Source organism: Aneurinibacillus thermoaerophilus (assembly GCF_900099925.1).
GTDB classification, from domain to species: domain Bacteria; phylum Bacillota; class Bacilli; order Aneurinibacillales; family Aneurinibacillaceae; genus Aneurinibacillus; species Aneurinibacillus thermoaerophilus.
The window spans coordinates 191811-204149 of record NZ_FNDE01000001.1 but is presented as its reverse complement, the minus strand read 5'-3'; the positions used below and the strand labels follow the sequence as shown (position 1 = coordinate 204149).

15 protein-coding genes are annotated in these 12339 nt (G+C 45.8%); all 15 read right to left on the bottom strand.

Features of this window, described 5'->3' with window-relative positions:
* Positions 1 to 34: 34 nt before the first annotated feature.
* Positions 35 to 820 (bottom strand): phosphatidate cytidylyltransferase, encoded by a 786-nt coding sequence (locus tag BLR88_RS01030; RefSeq protein ID WP_236781983.1) that lies wholly within the window; start codon positions 818 to 820, stop codon positions 35 to 37.
* 22 nt (positions 821 to 842) lie between these two features.
* Positions 843 to 1619 (bottom strand): isoprenyl transferase, encoded by a 777-nt coding sequence (locus BLR88_RS01025; RefSeq protein WP_057900287.1) that lies wholly within the window; start codon positions 1617 to 1619, stop codon positions 843 to 845.
* A 64-nt stretch (positions 1620 to 1683) separates the two neighbouring features.
* Positions 1684 to 2241 (bottom strand): ribosome recycling factor, encoded by a 558-nt coding sequence (gene frr, locus BLR88_RS01020; RefSeq protein ID WP_057898436.1) that lies wholly within the window; start codon positions 2239 to 2241, stop codon positions 1684 to 1686.
* A gap of 5 nt (positions 2242 to 2246) precedes the next feature.
* Positions 2247 to 2969, bottom strand: a complete 723-nt coding sequence (gene pyrH, locus BLR88_RS01015) for a UMP kinase (RefSeq protein WP_057898435.1) — start codon at positions 2967 to 2969, stop codon at positions 2247 to 2249.
* Positions 2970 to 3083: 114 nt separating this feature from the next.
* Positions 3084 to 3971, bottom strand: coding sequence for a translation elongation factor Ts (tsf, locus tag BLR88_RS01010; RefSeq protein ID WP_057898434.1), 888 nt, complete (start codon positions 3969 to 3971; stop codon positions 3084 to 3086).
* A gap of 134 nt (positions 3972 to 4105) precedes the next feature.
* Positions 4106 to 4816 carry a 30S ribosomal protein S2 gene (gene rpsB / locus BLR88_RS01005; RefSeq protein ID WP_057898433.1) on the bottom strand — a complete coding sequence of 237 codons (711 nt, stop codon included), beginning with the start codon at positions 4814 to 4816 and terminating at the stop codon, positions 4106 to 4108.
* 205 nt (positions 4817 to 5021) lie between these two features.
* Positions 5022 to 5522, bottom strand: a complete 501-nt coding sequence (locus BLR88_RS01000) for a DUF6115 domain-containing protein (RefSeq protein WP_057898432.1) — start codon at positions 5520 to 5522, stop codon at positions 5022 to 5024.
* Between the two features lie 111 nt (positions 5523 to 5633).
* Entirely contained in the window at positions 5634 to 5957 is a 324-nt protein-coding gene (locus BLR88_RS00995; RefSeq protein ID WP_057898431.1) for a hypothetical protein, read from the bottom strand.
* Between the two features lie 18 nt (positions 5958 to 5975).
* A complete protein-coding gene (locus BLR88_RS00990) occupies positions 5976 to 7415 on the bottom strand; it encodes a DUF342 domain-containing protein (protein WP_057898430.1) in 1440 nt (479 codons plus the stop codon).
* 22 nt (positions 7416 to 7437) lie between these two features.
* Entirely contained in the window at positions 7438 to 8226 is a 789-nt protein-coding gene (locus BLR88_RS00985; RefSeq protein ID WP_057900286.1) for a FliA/WhiG family RNA polymerase sigma factor, read from the bottom strand.
* A gap of 17 nt (positions 8227 to 8243) precedes the next feature.
* Positions 8244 to 8669, bottom strand: coding sequence for a hypothetical protein (locus tag BLR88_RS00980; protein WP_091259634.1), 426 nt, complete (start codon positions 8667 to 8669; stop codon positions 8244 to 8246).
* Between the two features lies 1 nt (position 8670).
* Positions 8671 to 9153: a chemotaxis protein CheD gene (locus tag BLR88_RS00975; RefSeq protein WP_057898428.1), complete on the bottom strand. Its 483-nt coding sequence runs from the start codon at positions 9151 to 9153 to the stop codon at positions 8671 to 8673.
* Positions 9150 to 9767 (bottom strand): chemotaxis protein CheC, encoded by a 618-nt coding sequence (locus tag BLR88_RS00970; protein ID WP_057898427.1) that lies wholly within the window; start codon positions 9765 to 9767, stop codon positions 9150 to 9152. Before BLR88_RS00970 ends, BLR88_RS00975 begins: the two co-directional genes overlap by 4 nt.
* 4 nt (positions 9768 to 9771) lie before the next feature.
* Positions 9772 to 10248: a chemotaxis protein CheW gene (locus BLR88_RS00965; protein WP_091259632.1), complete on the bottom strand. Its 477-nt coding sequence runs from the start codon at positions 10246 to 10248 to the stop codon at positions 9772 to 9774.
* A 13-nt stretch (positions 10249 to 10261) separates the two neighbouring features.
* Positions 10262 to 12337 (bottom strand): chemotaxis protein CheA, encoded by a 2076-nt coding sequence (locus BLR88_RS00960; RefSeq protein WP_057898425.1) that lies wholly within the window; start codon positions 12335 to 12337, stop codon positions 10262 to 10264.
* Positions 12338 to 12339 lie beyond the last annotated feature (2 nt).

Below are 12339 nucleotides of genomic sequence, written 5' to 3'. Positions count from 1 at the left end.
GGATGGTCTACCTTCTTTCTCTCTTTTTCTCATTTTATAACAAATGAAGCAAATGCAGAACAGGGAAGACAATGATTAAACTGTCAAACCTGTCAAGCACGCCCCCATGACCGGGCAGAATTGTACCCGAGTCCTTAACGTTCAGCGTACGCTTGATGGCCGATTCCATTAGATCACCAATCTGGCCGCTTATCGAAATAATAAATGCGATCAGCACAGCGCGCGGAAGCGTCAGTGAATCTGTTACGAGGGAAAAAATAACCATCGTAAGAATAGCCAATATCACTCCGCCAAGGGCACCTTCCACCGTTTTGTTCGGGCTGATAGATGGCCATAGCTTCGTTTTTCCCCGCGCTTTTCCGACGAAGTAGGCGCCTGTGTCCGTCGCCCACGTACTGAATAAAATAGCCAGTGTCACCATCAGCCCGTTTGTAATCCGGGTTTCATTCATAAAATGGAACCCGATGCCCAAATAAAACGCGCTAAACAAAAGGTAAGCGACCTGGTGGTATTCGACACGGTTTTTAGAGGCAACGGTAATAAACAAAAACGCTAATACAAACAGGAACACGACATCGCCGCGCAACATTTTTTCATCCCATACTACATTTGGGAAAAGCAAAACCCAAAGAAAAACAAGGCCTGTCAGCCCATGCCAATCCACCAGGCGGATTCGGTTCATGCAAATGAGCTCATAATATGCAAGCGTAGCAAGAAAAAAAACAAGGGCAGTATACCAAATTCCCCCCTGATAAACAACAAGAAGAAAGCCTGCCCCTCCAAAAATCCCTGTAATTACCCGTGTTTTCAAGCGTTCCACCTCTTATCCGGCGCGCCCGCTGTTACGTTAGCGCTCCGTATCTTCTGTTGCGCTGCTGATACGCTTTAATAGCCTCAAAAAAATGGTTCCGGGAAAAATCAGGCCAATACACGTCGCTAAACCAGAATTCACTGTACGCAAGCTGCCATAGCATAAAATTACTCAGACGAAGCTCGCCGCTTGTTCTGATAAGCAAGTCAGGATCAGGCAGTCCTCTTGTAGTCAGGTAAGAGCCAAACATCTCTTCATTAATCTGCTCTATATCCAATTTACCTTCTTGCACTTCCTGCACGATTTGCTTCACGGCCGTGACCATTTCCGCACGGCTACCGTAATTCAGCGCAAAATTCAAAATCAGCCCGGTATTGTGGCGTGTTTTTTCCCTTGCTTCACGAACCGCTTTCAACGTATATTCGGGGAGACTTTCCTCATATCCCACCATGCGCACCTGCACATTGCGCTCAATCAGTTCTTTCAGTTCTGTTGCCAGATACTCCTGTGGCAGGCGCATCAAATATTCAACTTCATCCGCGGGGCGCTTCCAATTCTCCGTTGAAAAAGCGTACAACGTCAGCACTTCAATCCCAATTTCGTCCGCTGCTTTCGTAATTTCTTTCACTGTCTTCATCCCGGCTCGATGCCCAGCTACGCGCGGCAAAGCGCGCTGCTTCGCCCATCTGCCGTTTCCATCCATGATAATGGCCACATGCTTCGGAATGTTATGCGGGTTCAGATTCCATTCGCCCGGCAGAGAATCTTCTTCACTTCTTTGCATCCACCTGGTTAGTTTATTAAGCATACGTACGTTCCCCCGTACAAAGGAATATATCATAAACCCCCTCATCGAAGAGGGGGTTTACGCGTTACACTTCCATGATTTCTTTTTCTTTTTCAGAAACGATTTGATCCACCAGATTCACATGTTTATCCGTTACTTTTTGCACCAAATCCTGATTATGCTTCATGTCGTCTTCCGTAATTTCGCCGTTTTTCTCCATTTTCTTAATTGCATCGTTGGCATCTCGGCGAATGTTGCGGATGGCGATTTTCGCTTCCTCGCCCTCTTTTTTCGCCAGTTTCACCAGCTCCGTCCGGCGTTGTTCTGTTAACGGCGGAATCGCGATACGGATGACGTTTCCGTCGTTTGTCGGCGTCAATCCAAGTTCGGATTTAAGAATCGCTTTTTCAATCGGTCCCAGCATGCTTTTTTCCCACGGCTGGATAACAATCAAGCGCGGCTCCGGCGTACTAATATTCGCAGTCTGGTTCACCGGTACTTGAGAGCCGTAGTAATCAACCATTACTTTATCAAGCAAAGCCGGAGTCGCTCTACCGGCACGCAGAGTTGACAACTCGCGTTTTAAAGAAGCGATCGCTTTATCCATTCTTTCTTCGGCTTCTTTTATTACTTGCTGTGGCATCGTCGCTATTCTCCTTTCACAATCGTACCGATTTTTTCGCCCATAATCACTCGCTTAATATTCCCCTCTTCAAGAATCGAGAAAACAATAAGCGGAATATTGTTATCCATGCACAGGCTTGAAGCGGTGGAATCCATCACGCCCAATCCCTTATTTAACACTTCGAGGAACGTAAGTGTTTCGTATTTCACGGCGTTGGGGTCAAGCACCGGATCGGCAGAATATACCCCGTCCACTTTGTTTTTGGCCATAAGGATAACTTCCGCTTCAATTTCAGCCGCACGCAACGCCGCTGTTGTATCGGTAGAGAAATAAGGATTACCCGTACCGGCCGCGAAAATCACGACACGGTTTTTTTCCAGATGGCGCACGGCTTTTCTTCTTATGTAAGGTTCGGCAACTTGCCGCATTTCGATCGAGGTTTGCACGCGTGTCGGAACGCCTACTTTCTCAAGACCATCCTGCAGTGCCAAGCTATTCATAACCGTAGCAAGCATTCCCATATAATCGGCGGTTGTACGGTCAATGCCCTTAGCGCTTCCAGCAAGGCCACGCCAAATATTTCCACCCCCGACCACAATGGCAACCTGCACGCCAAGCTCCACGATTTCTTTGATTTGATGGGAAATGGATGTAATTACGTCGGAATCGATCCCATACCCCACATTTCCGGCGAGGGCCTCTCCGCTTAATTTTAATACAACACGCTTATACGCGGGAAGTGGCATTGAAAAACAACTCCAATCCTTTTTAAATTCTTCGTGAATACAAAGGCAAATTCCTGCTTTTCAGCAGTTTATAAAATAGGGAACACGGTGTGTTCCCTATTCGGTCATTAGGCATTATTGTTTTTTCGTTTGCGCCATTACTTCTTCCACGAAGTTATCAGCTTTTTTCTCGATGCCCTCGCCCACTTCATAGCGAACGAAACGCACAACTTCCGCGTTTTCAGCTTTCAGCAAATCTTTTACTTTCTTATCAGGATCTTTCACGAATGCTTGCTCGACAAGGCAAACTTCTTCATAATACTTGTTCAGGCGGCCTTCCACCATTTTTTGCACAATATTTTCCGGTTTGCCTTCGTTAAGCGCTTGCGCTGTCAAAACTTCACGTTCTCTTTCAAGTTCTTTCGCGTCTACTTGGTCGCGAGTTACGTAAGTCGGACGCGCAGCCGCGATTTGCATCGCAATATCTTTGGCCAATTCTTCATTTGTCGTGTTTGCAAGTTCAACCAGCACGCCGATGCGGCCACCCATATGTAAATATTGCCCGAACAGATTACCTTCCGGCTTCTCAAGAATTTCAAAACGGCGAATGTTCATGTTTTCGCCAATGGTAGCGATTTTCTCATTCAGCACATCTTGCAGTTTTGCGCCTTCTCCCTTGAACGGTTGTTCAAGCGCTTCCTCTACGTTCGTCGGACGCTGGCTCAAAAGATGTTCTGTAATGTCTTTTACAAAGCTTTGAAATTGTTCATTCTTAGCTACGAAATCTGTTTCAGAGTTTACCTCTACAATGCAAGCCGCATTTCCCTGAACAGCCACAGCAGTGAGACCCTCGGCAGCGATCCGGTCAGATTTTTTCGCGGCTTTTGCGATTCCTTTCTCACGAAGAATGTCAATCGCTTTTTCCATGTCTCCATTCGCTTCTTGCAGCGCTTTTTTACAATCCATCATGCCCGCGCCTGTTCTTTCGCGCAGTTCTTTTACCATGCTTGCAGTAATCGCCATGAGAAAATCCTCCTACACCTTAGTTATGTTCAGAAAATAAAAGGATACACTTATGTTGTGCTTCATGTTCTTAGTGTAACAAAAGGGTGGAGAAAGGTTACACCCTCCGCCCACCCTTACATTGCTTGCGGAACTTATACAGTAGCTGCGACCTCTTCACCAGAACCCTGGTTCGCTTCGAGCACCGCGTCTGCCATTTTTGCAGTGAGCAGTTTCACAGCGCGAATCGCGTCATCGTTACCAGGAATTACGTAATCAATTTCATCCGGATCACAGTTTGTATCAACGATACCAACGATCGGGATACCAAGCTTGCGAGCTTCAGCAACTGCAATGCGCTCTTTGCGGGGATCGATTACGAAAATCGCATCCGGAAGTTCTTTCATGTTCCTAATACCGCCGAGGAATTTCTCCAGGCGCTCTTTTTCTTTACGAAGCAAAATCACTTCTTTTTTCGGAAGAATTTCAAAAGTGCCGTCGTTCTCCATTTCTTCCAGTTGGTGAAGACGTGCTACGCGTTTTTGGATTGTAGCGAAGTTCGTCAGCGTACCACCTAACCAGCGCTGGTTGATGTAGTACATACCGCAGCGTTCAGCTTCTTCAGCTACAGATTCCTGCGCTTGCTTTTTTGTACCTACAAACAGGATTTTACCTCCAGAAGCAGCCAACTCACGAACAAAGTTGTATGCTTCCTCCACTTTTTTCACAGTTTTTTGCAGGTCAATGATATAAATTCCGTTACGCTCCGTGAAGATATAGCGGGCCATCTTTGGGTTCCAACGACGAGTCTGGTGACCAAAGTGTACACCGGCTTCCAGTAATTGCTTCATAGAAATTACTGCCATCTTCAACGACACCTCCTTAAATGGTTTTTAAAAATTCCTCCGCCCTTCGCATTTTTAGATGAGACTCACACCTGAAAGCGCAAGCACCCTCACCCAAATTGAAGAACGTGTGTATTTTTACACCGTCTGTAAATATACCATAGGTGTTAAAAAAATGCAACAAGCCGTCAAGAAAATTTTATGACAAATGAAGCAAGGCTATATTTTAGGAAAGAAAACCTTGTTTTTTCAACATTTGCAATACCATCTCAACTTCTCCGTTGCCGATCCCGAGCTTGCGGGCGATATCATGCGAAGACATCCCCTGCACGTATAGATCGGGGATGTCTTTGTAGTCATCCTTCAAAAAAACAGGAATAGAAGTCGAACCGGAAAACATTACACCACTTGAAAGACCAGCTTGATGGTGATATTGAAGCGAAGATAGCGACTGTCGCAACTGCTCATTTTGCCTCGTAAGCGCCTTTACTTGTTCCTGAAGCGTTTTCAGTTCTTCTTTCACTCCGGTCAATTCTAAATCCGTCGTCCGTTTTAACTGGGCAATCGAACGTACAAGCTCCTTATTTTCTTGATCAAACTCGGTGATCAATGTTTGAAGCCTCTCTTCATCTGCCGTGTTCTGCGATCCTCCCCCACTGTTTTTCAAAAGACGCAGCACTATCAGCAGCATAACAACAGTAAGACCGGAAAGCCAAATTTCAACCATGCACATTCACCAACTATACAAATATTCTTGGATATTTTATGAGTTCCTTTGGCGTCCCTCTGTATTTCCTCTCTCTTACTACACAACGAATATCAAAAGATTAAAGGGAATCTAAAGCGAAATATCCAAACTATGTCCTTTATAAGGATGCAGGTTTTGCTTTTCACTCTGAATGAATTTCTTTTTTCGCCTGCGCTTTTTAGCTTCGTCCTGTCCCCTGTAATCAGCTCCTTGCTTTCCGTCACGGGCCACACGGCTTTCAACCGCTTCTTCTGCTTTTGCCACACGCGTTCGGTTCACTTCATCTTTTTGTTCCCGCTCTAAACTAAGATTCATCTGCTCCTGCTGAGGTCTTTCCTTCAAATGCTCCTGAATTTTTCCAATATCCTGCATACGTGGAATCGCAATTTGCAATTCTAGGGCGCGTAACGTCATCCGAGTCCCTTCTTTCCCTTATTTGCTTTCCAACAGCGTTGAGGTAATCTGACCGTCTTCTCCAAGAATGAATGCGACTTTGCTACAATTATCCTTAATGAACCGCACCGCATTACCAAAAACTAACTTGGTTCCGCTGTACATAACATGACGACATTCCACCCGTGCATTTTCCATTCCATTTAATTTTGCTTCGATTTCATCCATTCTTTCTTTTGCCTGAGCCAGTTTCTTTTCAGCCAATAGTTTAGTGTTTTTGAGCTTGATTTGCATGGCCTGCTTCTCAGGAGTAAGCTTCCCTTGCATCGCCAATCGGTCAATAAAACGAAGCCCCTGAGCCGACTTTTCAATCGACTCCATACATTCTTTTATGTCTTTCCGCAAAGTGTGCAATTCTTCACGCAATTGAGGATTCGTCCCTACTTCAACGGTGGTCGGAGTATTCGTGGCATTGCCGATAATGTTAGCCACAACCTTCTGCCCGGCCTGCACGATCCCACCGACAATCAGACCTTTCGTCGACCTACAGATAATGTCACGACCCGCGCTCACGTTGCTGTGCATAATGACCTGTGACACAATGACATCATTTTCTGCTTTGACAACCGCACTCTGAATAAAGCTTGTTTTCACATCAACGCCTGCTGTAATTGTCCCTTTATGATGACCGATAACACCTCCCCTGATTTCAATGGTTCCTTTCGCTTCCAACGTTGCTCTTTCCACAGTACCAGCGATCCGGATATCGCCTCCCGCCCGAATGGTAAAACCAGGGTGCACGTTTCCATGTACAATCACATTGCCGATAAAGTCAATATTTCCAACGCTGAAATCCACGTCCTCTTTTACTTCAAACACCGGAAGAACATTCAGCCTTCCTCTTCCAGTCATAGAAAGCTGGCCATCTATCGCAGCGTAAGCACGCATCTTATCTTGATCAAGCAACACATTTTTTCCGATTCGAAAACGCGCTTCTTTCCCATCTTTGCTCCGCACGCTCTCCCCGCTAACATTTGTTCCCGGTTGCCCTTTGGTCGGTGGAATTTTCTTAGCAAGCAACTGTCCTTTTTTAACATTTAGCAATTCCAGAACGCTATAATAGTCGACACTTCCGTCTTCGCGCTCCTGCGGGCCTTTTTTGCCGGACGAACGCACAAGAAGTTCGATAGAACCATCTTTGCCGGCAACCGGCGGATTTCCACGCGCAACGATCAACCTTTTTCCTGTATAAAGGTAAGGATTTTCGACGACTTGCCGAAGCAGCTCATCATCAATTCCAAATGTAACACGGTTACGGTGTAAAATCGCCAGAAGTTCTTCATATGTGACATTTATTTTATCTTCCAAAAACAATTCCATGGTTGCTTCCATTTTATCTTTGGAAATCTTGATTTTCACCATATCCGCCAGCGCTTCTGAGGTAGAAGTTTGCTCTACTTTACTTTCTGATTCTTCCATATTCAAACTCCTTCTCCCCCTTTTACTCATTTAATAAGTAATCTCTCGCCCGCTGCAACGCTCCCCGCATCCGAAAAATAGCTTTGGAATGCAGCTGGGAAATACGCGAGGCGGACAGCCCCATGATTTCCGCAATCTCCGTTAAAGAGCATTCCTCATAGTAAAACAACGCGACAATTGTTCTTTCTTTTGGCGGAAGGCGATCAATGGCTTCCGCGAGAATTTGTTTCCTTTGTTCCCTGTGAAGCGCCGCCTCCGGTCTCTCTGCTTGCTCATCAATAATCACCGATTGCCGGGAATGCTTCTGATCCTCTTCGTCCTGAATCGGCTCATCTAGTGAAAACATGGAAGCGAATGCTACATCCTGCAATATCTGATTCAGTTCCTCTACGGACATATTTAGATGCCTGCTTACCTCCTCATCGGTAGCGGATCTAAGATATTGCTGCTCCAATTGTGCATACGCCTCTTCGATTTTTTTCGCTTTATCGCGGATAGAACGGGGAAGCACATCATTCTCACGCAAGCCATCAATCATCGCCCCCCGGATCCTCCACATTCCATACGTTTCAAATTGAAGCCCGCGCGTATAATCAAATCTCTTTAAAGCGTCTAACAAGCCCAAGCGACCAAAGCTAATTAAATCATCTCTGTCCACGATATCCGGCAAGCCGATGGACAACCTGTTAGCAACGTAGTTAACCAGCGGTAGATACTCCTCAATTAATTCAATTTCTGCCTGCCGATCCCCTTCTTCCCGCCACCGTTTCCATTTATTCATATCAATTTGTTTCTTAGGTTTTCGCGCCATCATACGCCCACTCCCTTCTATTCATCGGAGAATACACGCAGAGCCCGCGCGATCTCTTCCGGGTTGATATTTTCCCTGTTGCTGCGCGTAATGGTGGGGAAATCAGTAGCGGTGAATTGCGAAAAGTCCGCCCGGGACGGTTGCTTCTCCCGGCTCTCGTCTTCACCGCTCTGCTGACTGCGTTCATATTCAAGATCTTCCGGCGTTATCAAATCTACGTGCCGTCCTTTTGTCTCCGAAGGGATATGCTGCAAAGCTTCTTTGCCGACGGCTTTACCTGCTAGATAACGAAACAAAAACATAAGAAGAAAAAATAGCAAAAAAGCAAGCAGAGAACGTAAAAAGCTCTCCCAAAAGAGGTTATTCATAAGCGAAAACAATAGCGTGAAACCGCCGATCATTCCCGCAACAATAAAGTTCCATTTTATTGAACCTACCCGCATATTACAATTCCTTTACTCCTTGATTTACCGTACGAACGTTTAAAATACCGGTATAGCTATCTAGTTCAATCGTACGCCCGCAATTTCCTCCCGTATCTTCGGCAACAATTGGAATACGTGCCTCATGTAACACCTGCTTGCAAGCCTCCACATTGCGTGGGCCAATTCGCATGGTATCGCTCGCAACAGAAAACGCAAACATTTGCGCTCCTCCGGCCAGCTTTGCCACCAGCTTGCGGCGATTTGCTCCCGCTCTTTCCATATCTTCTATTAATTTTGGAATGGCCGTGTCCGCGTATTTCGCCACATTTAGCGGCCCTTTGCTCAAAGAGGAATCAGGAAGCATAATATGAGCCATACCTCCTATTTTGTTCTGTCCATCAAACAATACAACCCCTACACAGGAGCCTAGACCTGTCGTGCGAATCCGATCTGGAGATTTTGCCACGTTTAAATCCGCCATACCTACTTTAATAATATTCATTCAAAAGGAACCCCTAGCGCCTGGAAAAGTCGAGAGAAAGCGTCTGGATCAGGAATGAGAAAGAAGTGACCGGATATCTCTTCATTCCCCTGAAAAAAGGCCGTGTCAATAGTAAGGGCAAAATCTCCACTGTAACCAACTTCAAGCAAACCATAAGACAAAATTGCACCGGCCATATCAATGGCAACCGCCGGTACTGACGGTTGCATGTTCAGGTTCGTAAAATCGGCCAATGAGGATAAGTAGGAACCAGCAAGAATATTGCCGATTTCGTTAAGCATGGACAGTTCCATATCATCGAAAGAGCCTTCTTCCTTTGTTTCCATTCCCAGCAGTTCTTTCATTAAATTTTTGGCCGATTCTATAGAGATAATAAAAAACATGCTGGCCGGGACATCTCCTAACACCCGCAAAAATACGCACACGACAAGTGCCTCCGCTCCGCCGACAACATCTGCAATTTCGTCAAAAGAAATAATATTCACCTGCGGAATCTGCATATCAATTTCTTTTGAAATCAGCTTTGAAAGAGCGGTGGCCGCATTCCCGGCCCCGATATTCCCTATTTCCCGCAGGACATCAAGCTGAAAATCACCAAAACTTTCGAATTTCATCGCCCTATGCCTCAATATTCTCCAGTTGCTTGATTTCTTCAGTGCTTAATACTTTATCAAGATTAAGAAGAATCAGCAGACGGCGATCCAGCTTCGCCACACCGCGCAAGTATACCGCCTCAACGCCTCCGACCACTGCCGGTGGCGGCTCGATCGCATTGACAGGAATATCAATAACATCATTTGCTGAATCAACAATCAAACCAACTTCCACTTCCCCAACAGCCACAATAATGATCCGCGTCACCTCGTTATAAGCGGTTTCTTCAATACCAAAGCGGCGGCGCAAGTCGACGATCGGAGTGACAACGCCGCGCAAATTAATGACCCCTTTAACAAAATGCGGCGTACGCGGAACCCGGGTAATATGTTCAAGGCGTTCAATAGACTTAACCTGACCCACCTCGACCCCGTATTCTTCATCTTTTAGACGAAACACGATCACTTTAATTTCTTCTTCAATATCTTTATGATCCAGCATGGTTATTCCTCCTCTATTTAATTAAGGCGTTACAATCGATAATAAGGGCTACCTGACCATCCCCAAGAATCGTCGCTCCGGAAATGGCAAAGACATTCGTAAGATATTTGCCAAGCGATTTCAATACGATTTCCTGCTGACCGATAAAAGAATCTACAACAAGTCCGGCCATTTTGTCCCCTTTGCGTACAATAACAACCGAAATGTCACTTTCTTTCGGCTTTCCGTTATCCGGAATGTTGAAAATCGACTTGAGCGAAACAAGCGGCACAATCCGCCCGCGAAAATCGATGACGTTCTGCTGATGTGCATGCATAATTTCATCTGGCGAAAAGATGGCCGTTTCGATAATGGAACTTAAAGGTACAGCAAATTTTTCATCTTCCACCTGCACAAGCATCGCCGAAATAATAGACAACGTAAGCGGAAGCTGAATCAAAAATGTAGTTCCTGCTCCAGGGGTTGAATCGACGCTGCATGAACCGCCAAGCGACTCGATTTTTGTTTTTACAACGTCAAGCCCGACACCGCGACCGGAAACATCGGAAATTTTGTCCGCTGTGCTTAAACCAGAAGCAAACAACAATTCATCGATTTGCTTATTCGAAAAAGAGCTTACCGCTTGCTCTGTCACAATCCCGCGCTCAATCGCTTTTTTCAGCACTTTTTCGCGATTAATGCCTCTGCCGTCATCCTTTACCTCAATAAATACATGATTGCCGCTGTGATACGCTTTAAGCTGTACTAACCCTTCCTCTGGCTTACCGGCCGCGCGCCGTTCTTCCACCGATTCAATGCCATGGTCAATAGAATTGCGTAACAAGTGAACAAGGGGGTCACCAATTTCATCAATAACGGTACGGTCAAGCTCTGTTTCGGCACCGACAATTTCGAGATTGATTTTCTTGTTTAATTCTTTCGCTAAATCGCGAACCATGCGCGGAAAACGATTAAACACCTGCTCCACCGGCACCATGCGCATCGTAAGGATGATATTTTGCAAGTCGCCGCTAATACGGCTCATGTGCTCCACCGTTTCCATCAGGGCACTTTGTCCAGATTCGCGAGCCAACTGCTCCAGCCTGCCGCGATCGATCACCAGCTCGCTAAACAGGTTCATTAATACATCAAGCCTCTCAATATCGACACGAATGGTCTTACTTGCTGCTGCTTTTTTCAGTACGGGCGTCTGCGACGTCTTCTCTTCTTTGATACTTTCCGCCCCTTTTCGTGCCGTCCGTGCAGCCGTGACTGCTGATACCTGCTTTTCTTCCTGCTTTCTTTTCTCTACCTTATGGGCTGCAAGGTCAATAACTTCCACTTCTACCGCTTCGATTTCTGATACGTTCATTACCGTTTGCTCTATTTTTTCGCGTGGTTCTTTGCTGATCAGAACGATTTCGAACGACTTATCAAACTTTTCTTCTTCAATTTCTTCGACGGGAGGCGTCGTTTTGATGACTTCCCCGAGCGATTCCAAACCGTCATATACCATATACGCACGCGCCGCTTTCAACACGCAATCATCCCGAATTAACGTTTTAATCCAATAGGCGCAAAATCCCGACTGAATCGATTGCTCAATGACTGTAATTTCGTAGGCATCCAAGCTATAGTGACTGGGCGCTGCAACTACCTCCGTTGTGGCGGCTGTTTCCCCGGTCGTCACGATATGTTCGCCTGTATTTTTCTGCGCAGTTCCTGGCGCCTCTCCCCGCAGAATCGCTTTAAGCGCGGAAACAACACGAGATACGTCTTCCTTTCCGTCACCGCCTCCCGCGATGGAATACAACATCGTTTCCAATAAGTCTACGCACTGAAAAATCACATCCATAATGTCCGTGTTAAGTACAAGCTTATGGTTCCGAGCCTGATCAAGCACATTTTCCATTTCATGAGTAAGGGCCGCCATATCTTCAAAGCCCATGGTAGCCGCCATTCCCTTCAACGTATGAGCAGAGCGAAAAATTTCGTTGATCAAATTTACATTTTCCGGCTCATTCTCTAATACGAGCAAATTGTCATTGATCGCCTGAATGTGTTCTTTTGATTCTTCAATAAACATATCTAAATATTGATTCATTTCCATAA